The organism is Desulfatiferula olefinivorans (assembly GCF_054657895.1).
Window position 1 is genome coordinate 1 of the sequence record NZ_BAAHXV010000008.1, and the last position, 17102, is coordinate 17102.

Annotated in this window: 11 protein-coding genes; 7 read left to right on the forward strand and 4 right to left on the reverse strand. The window is 61.4% G+C overall.

Annotated elements, in window-relative coordinates; genetic code table 11:
• The first annotated feature begins 121 nt into the window (after positions 1–121).
• The 6 genes from ACYQ11_RS07725 (at position 122) to bamA (ending at position 13343) form a co-directional block, all read left to right on the forward strand.
• Entirely contained in the window at positions 122–1123 is a 1002-nt protein-coding gene (locus ACYQ11_RS07725; RefSeq protein WP_459923195.1) for an ABC transporter ATP-binding protein, read from the forward strand.
• A complete protein-coding gene (locus tag ACYQ11_RS07730; protein WP_459923196.1) occupies positions 1110–2105 on the forward strand; it encodes an ABC transporter ATP-binding protein in 996 nt (331 codons plus the stop codon). The genes ACYQ11_RS07725 and ACYQ11_RS07730 overlap by 14 nt, the downstream gene beginning before the upstream one ends.
• 158 nt (positions 2106–2263) lie before the next feature.
• A complete protein-coding gene (locus ACYQ11_RS07735) occupies positions 2264–5266 on the forward strand; it encodes a hybrid sensor histidine kinase/response regulator (RefSeq protein ID WP_459923197.1) in 3003 nt (1000 codons plus the stop codon).
• Positions 5267–5424: 158 nt separating this feature from the next.
• Positions 5425–6285, forward strand: a complete 861-nt coding sequence (locus ACYQ11_RS07740; protein ID WP_459923198.1) for a YitT family protein — start codon at positions 5425–5427, stop codon at positions 6283–6285.
• 24 nt (positions 6286–6309) lie between these two features.
• A complete protein-coding gene (locus tag ACYQ11_RS07745; RefSeq protein ID WP_459923199.1) occupies positions 6310–10515 on the forward strand; it encodes a translocation/assembly module TamB domain-containing protein in 4206 nt (1401 codons plus the stop codon).
• A gap of 59 nt (positions 10516–10574) precedes the next feature.
• On the forward strand, positions 10575–13343 hold the full coding sequence (gene bamA / locus ACYQ11_RS07750; RefSeq protein ID WP_459923200.1) for an outer membrane protein assembly factor BamA: 2769 nt from the start codon (positions 10575–10577) through the stop codon (positions 13341–13343).
• A 22-nt stretch (positions 13344–13365) separates the two neighbouring features.
• Here bamA and ACYQ11_RS07755 read toward each other — a convergent pair whose 3' ends face one another.
• Together ACYQ11_RS07755 and ACYQ11_RS07760 are read right to left on the reverse strand one after the other, a co-directional pair.
• On the reverse strand, positions 13366–13890 hold the full coding sequence (locus ACYQ11_RS07755) for a hypothetical protein (protein ID WP_459923201.1): 525 nt from the start codon (positions 13888–13890) through the stop codon (positions 13366–13368).
• 30 nt (positions 13891–13920) lie between these two features.
• On the reverse strand, positions 13921–14652 hold the full coding sequence (locus ACYQ11_RS07760) for a retropepsin-like aspartic protease (protein WP_459923202.1): 732 nt from the start codon (positions 14650–14652) through the stop codon (positions 13921–13923).
• Positions 14653–15468: 816 nt separating this feature from the next.
• Between ACYQ11_RS07760 and ACYQ11_RS07765 the strand changes: the two genes are divergently transcribed.
• Positions 15469–15993, forward strand: a complete 525-nt coding sequence (locus tag ACYQ11_RS07765; protein ID WP_459923203.1) for a hypothetical protein — start codon at positions 15469–15471, stop codon at positions 15991–15993.
• Positions 15994–16000: 7 nt separating this feature from the next.
• Here the strand turns inward: ACYQ11_RS07765 and ACYQ11_RS07770 are convergent, their stop codons facing one another.
• Positions 16001–16459 (reverse strand): RrF2 family transcriptional regulator, encoded by a 459-nt coding sequence (locus ACYQ11_RS07770; RefSeq protein ID WP_459923204.1) that lies wholly within the window; start codon positions 16457–16459, stop codon positions 16001–16003.
• A gap of 85 nt (positions 16460–16544) precedes the next feature.
• Entirely contained in the window at positions 16545–17093 is a 549-nt protein-coding gene (scpB, locus tag ACYQ11_RS07775) for an SMC-Scp complex subunit ScpB (protein WP_459923205.1), read from the reverse strand.
• Positions 17094–17102: the final 9 nt, after the last annotated feature.

Genomic DNA, 17102 nt, shown 5'->3' on the forward strand with positions numbered 1-17102 from the left:
AAACTCGTTTGTCCGGATTTTTAAAATCCGGTCCCCCGGAAGGGTCGCCGGAGGCAACCATTGGACATCGCAATTGTGAGGACACCATGAACCGGATGCATCATCACGAAGGAACCGTCCGATGACAGAACCCCTTCTTGCCGTCGAAGACCTGGCGGTGTCGTTTGACACCGATGAAGGCCGCGTCCGGGTGGTGGACGGGGTGTCCTTTGTGGTCAACCGGGGTGAAACCGTGGGGCTGGTGGGTGAATCCGGCGCGGGGAAATCCGTGACGGCCATGAGCATTCCCCGACTGGTCCCCTCGCCGCCGTCCCGGGTGGACACCGGGAGGATCCGGTTCAAGGGCCGGGACCTTCTGTCGCTTTCCGTCCGGGAGATGAGAACGGTGAGGGGGAAAGACATCGGGGTGATTTTCCAGGATCCGGGCTCGGCCCTGTCCCCCCTTCACCGCATCGGCCGCCAGCTGGTCGAGGCCCTGTGCATGCACCGGGACCTTCCGGCCGCCGAGGCCTGGAAAACGGCCGAATCCTGGCTGGCCCGGGTGCGGATTCCCGATGCGGCCGAGCGGATGTTCGTCTATCCCCATCAACTGTCCGGGGGCATGCAGCAGCGGGTGATGATTGCCATGGCCCTGATCCAGGAGCCTGACCTGATCATCGCCGATGAACCCACCACGGCCCTCGATGTGACCATCCAGGCCCAGGTGTTCGAGCTGATGCGCGTCATGAAACAGAACGACACCGCCATGCTGTTGATCACCCACGACATGGGCGTGGTCTGGGATATGTGTGACCGGGTGATCGTCATGTACGCCGCACGGATTGTGGAGGAAGGGATGCGAGACGAGATTTTTTCAAACCCCTCCCACCCGTACACCCGGGGCCTTCTGGCCGCTATTCCGACGTTGGGGTCCGATCACGGCAAACGGCTGCCCTCGATAAAGGGTCAGGTGCCGCCGCCTTCGGCCTATCCGGCAGGGTGCCGGTTCCATGACCGCTGTCCCTCGGCCATGGACCGCTGCCGCAGCAAGGCCCCGGCGCCGATTGCCCTGTCGTCCACCCACCGGGCGTCCTGTTTCCTGCTCGACGCCGATACCGACGGGAGGCCCCATGACCAAACCTGACGGCGTTACCATCGCTTCCCACGCTGATCCGGTTCTGCTTGACGTCCGGGACCTTGATGTCTGGTTCCCGGTGCGGCGGGGTATCCTGTCCCGGACCGTGGGGTATGTGAAAGCGGTGAGCGGCGTGTCTTTGTCCATCAACCGGGGGGAAACCCTGGGTCTGGTGGGCGAGTCCGGCTGCGGCAAGACCACCCTGGGCCGCAGCCTTCTGGGTCTTGAACCCGTTCGGCGGGGCCGGGTGATCTTCGACGGCCGGGATCTTGCCGTTCTCCGGGGGAAGGCCCGTCGGGAGGTCCGGCGGCGCATGCAGATGGTGTTCCAGGACCCCCTGGCCTCCCTCAACCCCCGCATGTCGGTTTTGGATTGCGTGACCGAGGGGATGAAAGCCTTCAGGTTGGCGGACGCCCGGCACATTGAGGAAAAAGGACTTGCCCTGCTGGGCGAGGTGGGCCTGTCCGGAGACGCCCTCAGGCGGTATCCCCATGAGTTTTCCGGGGGCCAGTGCCAGCGGATCAGCATCGCCCGGGCCCTGTCCCTGTCTCCGGATTTCATGGTTCTGGACGAGGCGGTCAGCGCCCTGGACGTGTCGGTGCAGGCCCAGGTGGTGAACCTTCTTCTGGATCTCCAGGAAAAACACGGCCTGTCCTACCTGTTCATCTCCCACGACCTGTCGGTGGTCAGCCACATCGCCGACCGCATCGCCGTGATGTATCTGGGAAAAGTGGTTGAATACGGACCCGTATCGGAAATCATCGACAGTCCCCTTCATCCGTACACACGGGCCCTGATCGAGGCGGTTCCCGTGCCCGGACGCACGAGAACCGAAACGATACTCACGGGCGAACCCCCGTCGCCGGTCTCTCCGCCGCCGGGCTGTCCCTTTCATACGCGGTGCCCGGAAGCGGCGGCGGTCTGCCGGACGGCCGTTCCCGCCCTCAAGCCCGTCGGGGGCAGGCAGGCGGCCTGCCACCTGAGGGGATGATTTGGCCCGAACGCTCCTTTTCGTGGATTCGACCTAAAGAAACGGCCCGGCCGGCCGATATATATGTAGCATTCCCAGGCCCCTGACCTTCGGTCATTTTTGTGCGGCCGAAAGGGACGTGACGTCAAGGACCCCGTTAGGATAGACGATACCCGGACATGACCGTTTTGTTTTCCACATACCTGATTCCTCCGATCATCAGCATCGTGACGGCACTCTACATCGCCGCCATGGGCATCTACCGGGTCCGCCTGAAGCCTGAAAACGCCATGCTGTCGCTGTTGTGCCTGCTGTGGACCCTGCTTCCCGCCAGTTATCTGATCCAGCAGTTCATGGTGGACCGGGACCGGATTTTCATGCTCGAGCGGCTCACCCATATGATTCTGGCCTGGTTCCCCCTGGCCCACATTCTTTTTTTTCATCTGCTTCTCAAGATCAGAAACAGCGCCATGGTCTGGCTGTCCTTTGCGGGCGGGGTGTTTTTCACGGCCTGCGGCCTGACGCCCTGGTACATCACGGGCCTTTATCCCTATCCCTGGGGCTATTTTGCCAAGGCAGGGCCGCTGTTTTTCCTGTTTTTTGTCTTCTGTCTGGTCCTGATCGTCTACGTGATCCGTCTGATCGACCGGCAACTGCGCCGGGAAACAAACATGATCGTGGCCATGAAAATCAGGTACGCACGGCTGTCCTTTATCTCGGCGTCCCTGATCACCATGGTCTCCGCCCTGGCCATGACGGGGCATGACGTGTATCCGCCGGGGTACTTCGTGTTTCTGCCGCTTGGATTTCTCGGTTACGGGATTCTGCGCTACCGGATTCTGGGCAGCCGGTCGATGATCCACCTGACCCTGTTGTGGCTTTTGACCTCGTCGGTGACCATTCTGCCCAATGTCCTGGTTTTCATTCTGATTCGTCCCGCTCTGCTGCGGCTGCCCATGCTCTGGATGTTTCTGCTCCTCTTGGGCTGGTTTATCGTCACCTTTCACTTCGTAATCCGGGTTCAGCGCCTGATCAACCGCCTGTTCAATACGGTGGGGCACAATCTGAAAAAAGCCGAAACCCTGATTCCCCGGGATATCCTGTTTCTGAAAAACATCGATGAACTGGTGGACGAGTTCAAGGGTCTGGCCGTCAGGTTTTTGGGGTTCAACGAGGCGGACCTTTTTCTTTCAGGCCCGGACGACGGCGTGTTCGATAATCGCCGGGGGCGGACCGTTGTCCTGTCGGACTCTCTCCAGTCCTGGCTGAAGGACTACAATCACATGATCGACTGCCATATGGTGGGCACCCATCCGCGTTTCGAGACGGTCCGAAACGACCTTCTGGGCCTGCTCGGCGAACAGTCCTCCCAGTTCATGGTCCCTCTGGTGCAGCACGGCACCCTTCTGGGCCTGGCTTTTTTCAAGGACGCGGCGCCCAACCGCCTGATGCTGAGGGATGAGATCCGGTTTGTCGACCGGCTGGCCGAAACGGCATCCATCGCCCTGTTCAATTCCATGGTGTTCGAGGCCATGTCCGCCCTGAAAAACCAGCTGGAAGACAAGACGCTCAAGCTGTCGGAGGAAATCTGCGAGCGCAGGAAAGCCGAGGAGGAAATCAAGCGGAGCCGGGAGCGCTACAAACTGCTGGCCGACAATGTCAAGGACACCATCTGGGTGCTTCGGGCCGAGGATCTGACCTTTTCCTACATGAGCCCCTCGGTTCGCCATCTTCTGGGGTATGGTGTGGACGAGGTGATGACCATGACACTCGACCGGGTCCTGACGCCGGAATCCATGGCCTATGTATTGAAGCTGCGGGACGAGGTCATGGCCAACGGGGGCTTCGAGGGCGATGAGACCCTGACCCTGGAGCTGGAGCATGTCCGGAAAGACGGTTCCCGGGTCTGGGTCGAGGTGGCGACCCATGCCCTGAACGGCGGGGAATTACCGCTGCGCATGATCGGCGTGTCCCGGGACATCACCGAGCGGAAAAAGGCCGAAATAGAAAAACAGGCCCTGGAATCCCGGCTGGCCCAGGCCCAGAAAATGGAGTCCATCGGCGTGCTGGCCGGCGGGATCGCCCATGACTTCAACAATATTCTGATGGCCATCCTGGGCTACACCCAGCTGGCCCGGATCTATATCCCCGAGGACAACACGGCGGCCCAGGAGAAGCTGGCCCGGATCGAAAAAGCAGGCAACCGCGCCAAAGGCATGGTGGCACAGATTCTGGCCTTCAGCCGCCAGGGGGCCACCACCAAGCTGTCCGTCCAGATGGGGCCCATCATCAAAGAGGCCATGAACCTGCTCAAGGCCTCCCTGCCGTCGACCATCAGCCTCAAGGCCGATTTTGAGGACAACGTGCCGTCGGTCATGGCCGATCCCGTGCAGATTCATCAGGTGGTCATCAACCTGTGCTCCAACGCGGCCCATGCCATGGAAGACCGGGGCGGTGAATGCCTGATCAGCCTGTCGCGGTACCGTTTGTCCCAGGACGAGGCGTCGGACCTGAATCTGCCGCCGGGCCTGTATGCCCTGCTGTCCGTGTCGGACACGGGCCGGGGCATGGACCGGAAAATCTTCGACAAGATTTTCGATCCCTATTTCACCACCAAGGAGGTGGGCAAGGGAACGGGCATGGGTCTGGCCGTGGTCCACGGCATCATCACGGGCTGCGGAGGACGAATCCGGGTGGACAGCACCCTGGGTAAAGGCACCCGGTTCGACCTGCTGTTTCCCGCCGCGGAAAGCCCGGTGAAAAGTCCCATGGATCCGGAAGACACCAGGGAGGTCCGGGGAAAGGAACGGGTGCTGTTCGTCGACGATGAAAAGGATATCCGGGAATTCGCCCAGGAGTGCCTGGGCGGTCTGGGTTTTCAGGTGAGGACCGCCGAAGACGGGCTTGACGCTCTGACCATGCTCAAGGCCGATCGGCAGGCCGTCGATATCGTGGTCACCGATCTGACCATGCCGCACATGACGGGCGAGCAGCTGGCATCGGAAATTCAACGTGTTCGGCCCGGACTCCCGGTGATCCTCTGCACCGGCTACAACGCCTACCTGCCCGCACATCACGCCGATGATTCGGGGATCGTCGACATCCTGATCAAACCGGTCCCCGGAAAGGACCTGGCCGAAGCGATCCGCCAGGCCCTGGACGCCCGGCCCCAATCCGTCTGAAATCCGACACCGTTACAAAGCCGTCCATCCTGAACGTCCCCGGCTCTTTCGACAAAGGGTCTGGTGAAACAGGAGTGGGTATGATAGGATAAATCCATTTTTCATTTGGGCCCGTCGGCCGAGGCCGCAGGGAACCCCATACCCCCAGGGATGACCGTATGCCGTTTAGAAAAGATTTCAGCTATTCCATCACGTGGAATTGCTTTTTGATCGTAACCGGATCACTGATCTGTGTGCTTGGACTCAAATGCATTGCCGAACCCCATCAGTTCGTGCCGGGCGGGCTGTTCGGCCTGGCCTTTTTTCTCTATTACATCAGCGATCTGTCCAATCCGGGCCTGATCTACGCCCTGCTCAACATTCCCATGTTCATTCTGGCCCGGTTTTTTATCAGCGGGCGGTTTTTGGCCTACAGTTTCCTGGCCATGATCACGGCGTCTGTGATCTATCAGATGATCAGCATGGATTTCGGGATTCAGAACCAGCTGTACGCGGCGGTGGCCGGCGGGGTGATTTCCGGAACCGGTGCGGGAATCGTTCTGAGGTCCCTGGGATCCAACGGGGGCCTCGATATCATCGCCGTGATTCTCTACCAGAAATTCAATATCGGTCTGGGCAAGGTCTTTTTCATGTTCAACCTGTCCCTGTTCGCCTTCAGCTTCTTCTTTTTCGACACGGATCTGGTGATCGCCTCGATCATCATGGCCTTTGTCACCTCGGTGGCCCTTGAGAACAGTCTGTCCTTTTTCAACCAGAGAAAGGTGGCTCTGATCATTTCTTCCTGCCCCCAGAAAATCGCCGACGACATCATCGCCAAGCTGTCGATCAGCTCCACCTTCATCGAAGGCACGGGAGCCTACAGCCGTGCGCCGCGGCAGATTCTGATGACCGTGATCAACAATGTCCAGCTGAAGCGTTTGGAGGAAATTGTTTTCATGAACGATGAACAGGCTTTGTTTATCGTGGAAAACACCTTCAACGTCATCGGATCGAGTTTTTCCAAACGAAAAATCTACTAAGGACGTTCCGGCGGCGGGTGGGAAATGCGGTCAGGGTTCATCGACAAGGCGGCGACGGTCTTTGTGGGTCTGGGTCTGGTTTTAATCGCCCTGACGGTGATCCTTGCCCTTCTGCTCAACACGGCTCCGGTCCAGCGGCGGATTCTTTCCCGGGTCGGCGCCCTGCTGCCTGGGAACCTTGCCGTGACCTCCCTGAACGTGGCCCTGTTTTCAGGGGCCCTCGATGCCCGGGGGGTGAGCCTCGCCGATCCCGCGGGGCGGAAGGTGATCGCGCTGGACCGTCTGCTGGTGAACGTGTCCTTGTTTCCCCTTCTGTTCCGCACGGTGGCCGTCGAAGAGGTCCGCATCGAAGGCGGCCTGCTTTTCCTCGATCAGGATCACGAGGGGGCCTGGAACCTGATCCGGGCTCTGCCCGGGACGGAAGAGACCCCGTCGCCCCCGACCCGGGGCCTTCCGGTCTGGCCCTGGAACCTGACCATCGCATCGGCCCATCTCGACGGTGGGCCGTTTCGTATCAGCCGATCCGGTCGGGACCTCCTTACCGTGGACCGGGTGAATCTGACCGCCGTCGACGTCAATCCGGGCAGGCAGACCGGCAGGGTGACCCTTTCTCTTGAATCCGCCGGCATCGCCGTCGGCGATACCGTCACGACCGTTGACCGCCTGCGGCTGGACGCCGCCCTGAAACGGGGCCGTCTGAGCCTGTCGGTCCTGGATGTCGACGGGGCTCCCGGAACCCTGGCCGTCCGGGGCCGCATCGAGGATCTGTGGGCCGAGCCCCGCCTGGATCTGAGCCTGTCACTATCCCCCGATCTGGCCGAACTGGATCGCCTCTGGGGCGGTGCGGCGTCCATGGCCGGTCACCCTGATTTCGAGGTGACCGTCAGCGGAACGGCCCGCCTGCCGAAGATGTCCCTTTCCGTCCACGGCCGTGATCTTTCGGTGCTGGGAAGGCCGGTGGCCTCGGCGGAGCTCAGGGCCGGCCTGGTCGGAACCCAGGTGGTCATAGACCGCCTTGCTCTGGACGCCGGGGTCGGAGAGGCGGTGTTGTCCGGTCAAATCGACCTGGATCCTGCCGTCGGCCGGACGTGGCCCGCGATGGTCACCGCCTTCGATCCGGATGCCCCGGTCTATGATCTGCATCTTGAGGCCTTGATCCGGCAGGCCGCAGAACTGCCCGGCCTGGCCGATGTGATGAAGGGGGCCCTGTCCCTGACGGCGGACCTTGACGGAACGGGCCTTGACCACCGGCGTCTCCGGGCCCGGGCCCGTCTTCTGGCCCATTCGGCGGACCTTGCCCTGTGGGACGCCCCGGCTGCGGATTACCGCCTGAGCGGAGACCTCGTCTGGGCAGACGGGCGCCTGTCGGTGACCGACTCCCGCCTGGAAAGCGCGGGCAGCCGGCTGGACCTGACCGCCGGGTATCTTCGATTGGATGATGTGACCTGGGGCGGGCGGCTGACGCTTGCGGCGTCCGACCTCGCCCGTCTTGCCCTGATCGCTCCCTACGCAAGGTCCCGGGGCGTTCTGAATCTGGACTCGATCTGGGAGGGCCGCGGCGGGGACTGGACCGCGCAGTTCACCGGCATGGGTCGGGACCTGGACTACGAGGGGGTTTTTCTGGGTGAGCTGGACGGGAGGGCGGTGCTTGACAGCTCGGGCATGCTTCATCTGCCGGCCGTCTCCGTGACCCACGACGGCGGCGCGATCACCGCAAGGGGCCGTGCGGGGCTGTTCGGCGATGACGAGACGCTGGATCTTTCCCTGGTCTTCGATCATCTGGATGTGGCCCGGATGACCGGACGAACTGAGGTCTCGGCCCGGGCGGGCGGACGCCTCGATCTGTCGGGAACCGTGTCCGATCTGAAGGCCGGGCTGCACCTGACGGCCCCGGACCTGACGGTGAAGGGCGTCCGCGTCGGCGACCTGACGGCTGACGCCGATCTGGCCCACGGTGCGGTTACGGTGTCGGATTTGACCGTGTCGCAGGGGGCCTCCCTGATCCGTGCCCGGGGGCGGATTCAGCTTTTTGAGCCGAAACGCTGGACACCGTCGGCCCGTCCGTCCGGAAACCTGACCCTTACGGGCGATCAACTGAACCTCGCCGATCTTTATCCGGGCCTTGAAGGCCTCGTCTCGGTGGACGCAAGGGTCGAGGGATCCCCGGACCGGCTGGGCGGGCACATCCGTCTTCAGGGTCAACATCTCTCCTTTTCGGGCCAGGGCCTTGACCGGGTGACGGTCAGCGCCCGTTTCGACGGCCCGGATCTGGTGCTGGACCGGGCCGAGGCCCTTTTGACCGAAAACGAGTCCCTCAGCGTGACGGGGAAACTGTCGCTGCCGGACGCCCGTTATGCGCTGGCACTGACCTCGTCGGATCTGTCATTCAAACCCTTGACCGCGATTGCGATTCCCGAGGGGCTCGAGGGCCGCTTCCGCCTGGATCTTGCCGGGGAAGGCAGTCTGACCGATCCGGCATTCGAAGGAACGGTCGAAATCGGGGACCTGAGCTACCGGCGTCAGTCCCTGGGGCCGGGTCGGGTCCATCTGTCGCTGGCCGATAACGTCCTTGATCTGTCCGGCCTGTTTCTTGGGGCGTTCACGGCCCGTCTCGATCTGGATACCCTGGACGGTGAGGGCGAGGTGCGTCTGGACCAGGCCGACCTGGGGCCGGTGTGCGCCGCCGCCGGGTACCCGGGACTGGGCGGCCGACTGAGCGCCCGGATCACGGCCCGGGGAGAGGGGGCCGACGTATCGGCGCTGGTTCTCGACGCCCGTGTGGATGATTTCGATCTGAGAGCCGGCGACATCTCTCTGGTCAGAGGCGGACCGTTGCGGTTCACCCTGGAACCGTCGGGGTTCGACCTGCCCGACACGCGACTGTCTCTCCTGGACCGGGGGGAGCTGGTGCTGGGGGCCGGGGGGCAGGTGGACGGGGAACTGCGGGCCCGGGCCGAGGGCACCGTCCCCATGGCGGTGCTGGAACCGTTCGTTTCGGGGGTCAACGCCCTGGACGGCCGGGTGTCCCTGTCCGTGTCGTTGTCCGGAAACCGAAAACGGCCCGATGTGACGGGGGAGGTGAGGGCCGAGAACGTGTCCTTCGTGATCAGCGAACTGATGCAGACGGTCCATGGCCTGAACGGCCTTGTCCGGGTCACGCCCCGGGCCCTGGTTCTGGAAGAGCTTGCGGGTTTTCTGGATACGGGCCGGTTCACCGGTCAGGGGCGCCTTGCGCTCGATCATCTGACGCCGGGGATGCTGTCCCTGACTATCCGGGGCGATGCCCTGCCGCTTAGCCTTCCCGACACCCTGGACCTGACCGCCGATACCGCCGTGACCGTGTCGGGCACCCCGGACAAGACCCGGATGGAGGGCGCCCTGATGATTGTGGACGGCCGGTACTACCGGGATCTGTCCATGAATCTTCTGAAAATGGTCGGGGGAAAGAGCCGGGAAACGGCGCCGGAACGGCCGGGCCTGATCCTGCCCTATCTGAAAAACATGGATCTCGATCTGTCTCTCCGCCACCGAAACCCCTTTGTGGTGGACAACAACCTGGCCCTGGTGGAACTCAAACCCGATCTGAGACTGAGCGGCACCCTCCGTCAGCCCCTGGTCAGCGGACGGGCCCAGGTGGGAGGCGGCGTGGTCTCCTACCAGGGCAGGGAATTCGAGGTGACCCGGGGTGTGATGGATTTTCTCAACCCATACGCAATCGAACCCACCCTGGATGTGGAATGCCGGACTGAGATCCGGACCTGGACCGTGACCCTTTCCGTGTCCGGCACGCCGGACAATCTGAAGTTTACCCTGACCTCGGACCCCAAGGAATCCGACGAAGACGTGCTGGCACTGCTCCTGTTCGGCAAGACCACCGGTGAAATGAGAAACGGCGGCGGCGATTCATCCCAGTCCGCGGCCCTGTTTCTGGCCGATGCCTTCAGCCGCCGCCTGGCGGAAAACCTCAAAGACGCCACGGGCATGGACACGGTGGAGGTCGCCTACGGGGGGGGCAGTGACGCCAACGCCGAAGGCGGGGTCAGTCTGACATTCGGCAAGGATTTGTCCGAGCGGCTGACGATCAAATACGGGGTGGAGTCCCGCAACGCCGAAGCGGTTCAGCGGGCCGTTTCCGAATACCGGTTTTTCGAAAATCTGATGATCAACGCCTATCAGGACACGGCCAACGATTTCGGGACCGAACTGGTCTATCGCCTGGAGTTCCGATGAGAATCCGAACGGTAACGGAAAAAGGAGGCCGGTGGAGGAAAGGGCAAAGGGTGTGGATCATGCCGGCCCTTTTGCTTGTCGGGGTGCTGACGGCCGTCTGTCCGGCCCGTTCGGAAGACCGGGCGGGGGTTGTCTGCGAGATCCGCCTGCATGTGGACGGCCCGAGGGAGCAGGACGAGGCCGTGGCCGCCGTGGCCCGGAATCTGTTGACGTTTCAAACGGGAATGCCGTACCGGGCCCCGGATCTTGCCGCTTCCCGCGACGCCCTTGCCCGATCGGGCCTGTTTGAATCGGTAAGGATCCCCGAACCCGAATTCCGGGGGCCGGATCGGGTCATCGACGTGTACCTCACCCCCCTTTCCTATATCCGGGACGTGCGTATCCACGGGGCCTTCCCCCTTCTGGCCGGAAAGGTGAAGAGCGCCATGCGTCTGTACGCGGGTGATCCCTTTATCGATCGGTCCCTCCGGGAGAGGGAAGAGCGGGTTATGGCCCTGTACCGGAAATCCGGTTACCCGGAGGCGGGGGTGACCCTCACCGCCGAGGAACCCGTGCCCGGTGAGGGCGTCGTCATTTCCGTATGGATCGACAAGGGCCCCTTTCAGATTATCGATGCGGTCCGGATCCGGGGCAACGCCTCGTTTTCCGATATCCGACTCCTTTTGCGAACGGATTGCTACAAGGCCTCCTTCCTGGTGGGTGACGGCAGGCGGTTCGTTAAGGAAAAACTCGACGGGGATATCCGGAACCTGATCCGGTTTTATAGGGACCGGGGCTTCGCCGATGCATCCGTCACCGCATCGACGAGCACGGATGCGGCAGGCGGTCGGGTGAGCATCGACCTTGCGGTCGTCGAAGGGCCCCGGTATGTGATCCGGTTTTCCGGCAATGAGGAATTCCGGAGCCGGACCCTCCGCCGGGACATCGATTTTTCCCGTCGGGGCAATGCGGGGGATATGGCCCTCAAACGGGGGCTCCGGGCCATCCGCGAGCGTTATCGCAAGGCCGGGTATCCGGACGTCTATGTGGCGATGACGGACGAGACGGTCATCCGGGGGGACAGGCCCCTGCGGATCGTTTCGTTCACGATCGATGAAGGCCGGCGGTGCCTGGTCGACGACCTCGCCTTTGCGGGCCATGAGGCTTTTTCGGACAAACGGCTGAAAAAACAGGTCCTGACCGGAGACGGACTCTTCGGTGACAGGCCCTTCGTTCCAGACATTCTGGACGATGATCTGGCCGCCCTTCGCTCACTGTACCATCGAAGCGGTTTTCTTGATCCGTCCATCCGCGCGAATGTGGTCTGGGAACCGGATGAGACGGAAACCAAACGGGCGAAGGTGACGGTGACCGTGGACGAGGGCCTGCTCACCCGGGTCGCGTCCCTCAGGTTTTCGGGGCTGACGGCGCTGTCCGCCGAAGAGGCCTCGGCCCTTGTTCAGCTGAAAACGGGAAAACCCTTTGCAAGGCATCTGATGGAGGAGGACGAAAGGGCGCTGACGTCGGCGGTGTCCGAAAAGGGCTATCCCCTGGTCGCGGTCACCTCGTCGGTTTCGACCGATCCTGAAACAGGGCGGGCCGATGTCCTGTTTACGGTCACCGAGGGCCCCTTCATGGCCATGGGCGCCATGCTGGTCCGTGGGAACTTCCGAACGCAACGCCGGATCATCGAGAGGGAAACGGCCCTTTCGGACGGTGATCCTTTTTCCCTTTTCAAGTTTCTGGAATCCCAGCGGAACATCCGGAACATCAACGCCTTTTCCGGGGCGGATTTCAGGGAATTCGGCCTGGTCGACCGGCGGGACCGGGTGGATCTTCTGGTCGAGGTCAAGGAAAGGAAACCGTATTATGTCCAGATGGCCCTGGGGTACGATACACGGCGCCATGGCTATGTGAACGGCCGGCTGGGCGATCACAATCTGTTTGGGCTGAACAAGGACGCCTGGATCGGCGCCGAATACAGCCAGATCGGATACCGGGCGGAAAGCGGGGTCACCGAGCCGCGTTTTCTGGGTACCCGGCTGGTGTCCAGCCTGAACCTGTTTTCGGAGAAACTCGAGGAACTGAACAAGGATTTCGGCACGCGGACCTATGGCGCCTCGGTGAGCGTCAGCCGGGATTTTTTCAGATATGTCACCACGGCGTTGGCGTTCCGCTATGAATACCGGGATCAGTACCAGCGTGATGCGGACCTCCTTCCGGCGGAGGATATGGATTTTTACGAAGGTCGCCGGATGGTGGTGACCAGTCCGTCGATCACCTGGAATTCAACGGATTCCTTCATCCGTCCGCGGAAAGGGCTGAACGCCTCCCTGTCGGTGGACCTGTCCAAGGCCCTGGGGCACGCGCCGGATGAATTTCTCAAATACCATGCCCAGGCCCGGTACTACCTGACCCCCGTCGAGGGGCTGACCCTGGCCCTTCGGCTGCGCTACGGCTACATTCAGTTGCGGGAGGGGACCACAAGGATTCCCGATGACCAGCTGTTCTTCCTCGGCGGCACGGCCGATGTGCGTGGTTTCGACGAAAACATGCTGCGCTACGACCGTTCCAATGACCCGGAAGGGGGCCGGGACCTGGCCCTGGCCGGTTTTGAAATCCGAAAGGACCTGGGCCGCCGCCTGGAACTGACGACCTTCGTCGATACGGGGCGCATCGGAAAGAGTTTCACCCACCAGGGCGACGGAGGGTTTCGAACCTCCGTCGGCGCAGGCCTTCGCTACATCACCCCCATCGGGCCCCTGGGGTTCCTCTACGGCATCAAACTCGACCCCAGGCCCGTCGAATCACCCGGTCAGTTTCATTTCACCCTGGGCTACAGTTTCTGATGAGCGGTTTTGGAAAAACGGTTTACCAGATCTCGAAGGTCAAAGGGTAGTCGAAGTGGACGGCCCCGCCGCCGAAAAAGGAACGGATGCAGCCCTTGACGTCCGGAAGATTTGAAAACGTTCCCCTGTAAGATCCCTTGCGGGAGACATCGGGAATGTCGATCTCCACGTCGGTTCCTTTGCCGTCATGGGAAAACTGGATCAGGTAGCCGTTTTCGTCTTCCAGGGAAAAGAAGTTGTCTTCGGTATTGTCATACAGCCGGTCGACGTAACGGAAAATTTCGTCGATATCGCAGGACAGGGTTTCACCGTGGGGGATCTCGATGCCCAGCGAGGGGGCCGAGGCGTGGAAGGCCACGGTTTTTCCGGTTTGTGTCTCCTTTCGGAAGAAAAACGGGCCCGTTTGCGGCGGCGGGGTATGCACATCGGGTGCGACCGTGGCGGGGAGTCGTTTGCGGTTGCGGATCGTGTGATACACGGCTCCGCCGACGGCAATGATCGCAAAAAGAATGAACACCAGAACGCCGGCCGTGACCATGATTTCCATAGACTGTTTCCTCGGGTGTGGGGTGGTTTTTTATTCCTTCCACACAATCAGATGATTGCGGTAGTCGATATCGTAGGGGAAATGGCGGAGAAAGTCCAGGCCCAGAAGACCGTCAAAGGGTCCGGAGGGACCCTTGAAGGGGATGATTTGTACGGTATGGGAGGGCCTGGATTTGGGGCCCACCGAAACGGTGTCCAGGGTCACCTGAAGGGTTCGGACCACACTGCCGTCGGCGACCCGGGCCGCGCTGCGCCGGCCGTCGGTGACGGAAAGGCGCTCGGCCGCGTCATGGTTGAGGGTGGTGATGCTTGCACCGGTGTCGAGCAGGAGGGTGACGGCCAGGGTGTTTCCCCGGTAGGTGACGGTCACGGGCACCAGAATCTGGTTGTTGCTGATGGTGACGGGCGTCCTCATCTGTTCGAGTTCCCGGGCCTTGCGCGCCTTTTCTTCCTCCAGATCCCGGATCAGCCGTTTTTTCTCCAGCCGCCGGAGTTCCTCGTTCCGTTTTTCCAGAATGGTCATCAGTCGGTCGTGGTCGGCCTTTCGCCGGAGTTCACGCTCTTCCTCGGGAAGATCGTCGTAGGGTTCTTTGTGCACCAGGACCTGAGGGGTGTCGGCTTCCGGAATCAGGCCGGGGTCGTCGGTGAAGGTCCGGACACCGTTTTCGTCGATGAATTCATAAAATTCACCGGGGCCCGGGCAGGGCAGGAAAAGAATGGCGGCCGTTATCAGAAGGGCCATGGCTGTCTTGCTGATCATCATCAGGTTCCCCGGCGTTTGTTCCGCCTCGGCGCAGTCGAACGCGTCGGCAGGTTGAACGGTGTCGGAAATAGTACCTTCCGATCCATGATGTGTCAAGGCGCAAGGGGGGCCTTATCAGGGCAATCGCACGTTTCATATCCTTCAAGAAAAGCAAAAAACGGCCTTCGTGATAATCTCAGTGGATTGATCTCAGATCAATCCTGTCGACTTGAACACGTCATCTGTGCCGGCAAGAAAGACACCGCGCGAGCACACGACACCCTCTTTGTGACTTTGTGTCTCCGTGAGAAATCACTTAGACCGTACCCTTCGGAGATGCCGGTTTAATCGCTCTCACAGAGTCACGGAGACACAGAGAACGCCGGACATGCCGGGGCATGTCGCACGGCAACGGCCCTGTGGGCATCCCATGCCATGACGGGAAAGAGCCCCGGCTCGTTTTCGTCATGGTCAAACCATTCAACCACCCGGTCGCTGCGCTCCCTGAAGGACACGAAGGAAATGGGAGGTTTCAATCCCTGATACACTGCATTTCATGAACCGCTCCCCACAGGGAATGACCCACGGGTCGTGCGGGATAGACATGCGATTGCCCTGGGGGCCTTATACAGGGTAATCGCATGTAATGTTCGTTTACGTCTCGTGCTTGTGAACGGCATGATCCGTTCCGAAGGAAGAGGCCCATGATACGATTGCCCTGATGCGATGATCCTGGCCTCTTGCATGGACGGCGCCGGGTGTGGTATGGGTTGGGTCTTGTCAGGCGGCTTGAATGTCACCCCAACGATGATTTTTTTATGCGAAGGAGAATCTGTCATGAAACGATTGCTGTCCGTGTTGATGTGTGTGCTGGTCGGCTCCCTGGTTCTTGGAACCGCTGCGTGGTCTGCCGAGGAACCGGTTGCCGCGCCGAAAAAGAGAAAGATTTTCAATCTGGCGGACCAGCAGCATTCGCTGAGCATCGATGTGATCCGGATTGCCGACGAGGCCCAGTTCGAGGGCCTGATGAACCTGTATTACCAGTGCTCGATCGATAAGACGTCCGCGGTGGTCATCGGCCTGTCCCACGGTCACGATGTGACCCTGGTGGAAGCGGCCTACAAATATTATATCGGCAAATATTTCCAGGGTCCCTTTGCCCAGGTCGGGCTGGTGGTCGGGGATTACGACGGCGACACCGAGGGCGGTGTCACCGGTGCCCTGGGGTACGAACACAGCCTGACCCGTCACCTGGTGGCCGTCGGCGCCGTGGAGATGACGGTGGGCAGCATGGACCACCCGGTGACCGGTGATCAGGACCCGATTTTCAGGTCGATCCTCGGGTTGACCTTTGCCTTTTGATGGTGAATCAGTCGTTTTGAAGAAGAAGGGCCTGGGGACAGGGATAGGCGGGCGCACGTCCGTCGGTCCGGGTAACCAGGCTTTCGATGCTGATGTCGTCGAGCCGCCGGTAGAGGGATTCCGTGGCTTCCTGCCAGGCCAGCCTCAACCGGCATTCGTCGGCCATGGTACAGGTTTCCGGTGAGGCGATGCACTGGACCAGGTCGGTCTGCCCTTCAAACAGGCGGACGATATGGCCCAGCATGATCCGGGAGGGTTCCATGGCCAGACGGTGCCCGCCCCGGGGCCCCCTGAAGCTTTGGATGTATCCGGCTTTTCTGAGCACGGTGATCAGCTGCTCGAGGTATTTGACGGGAATGTCCTGGCGCTCGGCGATCCGACCGGTCTGGATCAGGTCGGGCTGCCGATGCCGGGCAAGCTCGATCAGGATCCTGGCGCTGTACCGGCTTTTGGTCGATAGTTTCATGGCGTCCTTCCGATGCCGTGTTACGGTTGGAAAAAGGCTAACGTAGGGTGTAACACCACAGAATGTCAAGGCCTTTTTGCCGACCTTATTCCCCCTCGTCACCAACGCTGTTTCGATCCCTGCCCAGGTCCTCGATGTCCCGGAGGGTGGGCAGATCCTTGATGTCGTTCAATCCCAGAAGTTCAAGAAAATGGCGGCTGGTCGAGTAGATCAGCGGCCGGCCGGGGATGTCTTTCCGGCCGAGCACCCGGATCAGTTTGAGGTCCAGCAGGTTGCGGATCACGCCGCCGCAGTCGACACCGCGGATATGCTCGATTTCACTGCGGATCAGGGGCTGTTTGTAGGCGATGATCGACAGGGTTTCCAGGGCAGCCTTGCTGATTCGGTGGGGGGAGGGCCGGCTCAGCCGGACCACCCAGTCTTTGCAGTCCGGGTGGCTTCGGAACTGAACGCCCCCCGCCACACGGGCCAGATAAAACCCGCCGTTTCGAACCGCGTATTCCCGTTCGAGGGCGGAAACGGCGCGCTGGATGTCGGCGGCATCGGCTTCGGGCAGGAGGTCCTTGAGGCGCTCCGGCGTCAGGGGACTCCGGGTGACGAACAGCAGGCTTTCGACGATGCGTCTGAGATCCATGGTGCGGTC

What these genes read in the sequence shown, in the direction of transcription:
- scpB (WP_459923205.1), bottom strand. Translation starts at nt 17,093, where the DNA reads ATGGATCTCAGACGCATCGTCGAAAGCCTGCTGTTCGTCACCCGGAGT.
- ACYQ11_RS07755 (WP_459923201.1), bottom strand. Translation starts at nt 13,890, where the DNA reads ATGGAAATCATGGTCACGGCCGGCGTTCTGGTGTTCATTCTTTTTGCG.
- ACYQ11_RS07740 (WP_459923198.1), top strand. Translation starts at nt 5,425, where the DNA reads ATGCCGTTTAGAAAAGATTTCAGCTATTCCATCACGTGGAATTGCTTT.
- ACYQ11_RS07770 (WP_459923204.1), bottom strand. Translation starts at nt 16,459, where the DNA reads ATGAAACTATCGACCAAAAGCCGGTACAGCGCCAGGATCCTGATCGAG.
- ACYQ11_RS07725 (WP_459923195.1), top strand. Translation starts at nt 122, where the DNA reads ATGACAGAACCCCTTCTTGCCGTCGAAGACCTGGCGGTGTCGTTTGAC.
- ACYQ11_RS07730 (WP_459923196.1), top strand. Translation starts at nt 1,110, where the DNA reads ATGACCAAACCTGACGGCGTTACCATCGCTTCCCACGCTGATCCGGTT.
- ACYQ11_RS07735 (WP_459923197.1), top strand. Translation starts at nt 2,264, where the DNA reads ATGACCGTTTTGTTTTCCACATACCTGATTCCTCCGATCATCAGCATC.
- ACYQ11_RS07765 (WP_459923203.1), top strand. Translation starts at nt 15,469, where the DNA reads ATGAAACGATTGCTGTCCGTGTTGATGTGTGTGCTGGTCGGCTCCCTG.
- ACYQ11_RS07760 (WP_459923202.1), bottom strand. Translation starts at nt 14,652, where the DNA reads ATGATGATCAGCAAGACAGCCATGGCCCTTCTGATAACGGCCGCCATT.
- ACYQ11_RS07745 (WP_459923199.1), top strand. Translation starts at nt 6,310, where the DNA reads ATGCGGTCAGGGTTCATCGACAAGGCGGCGACGGTCTTTGTGGGTCTG.
- bamA (WP_459923200.1), top strand. Translation starts at nt 10,575, where the DNA reads ATGCCGGCCCTTTTGCTTGTCGGGGTGCTGACGGCCGTCTGTCCGGCC.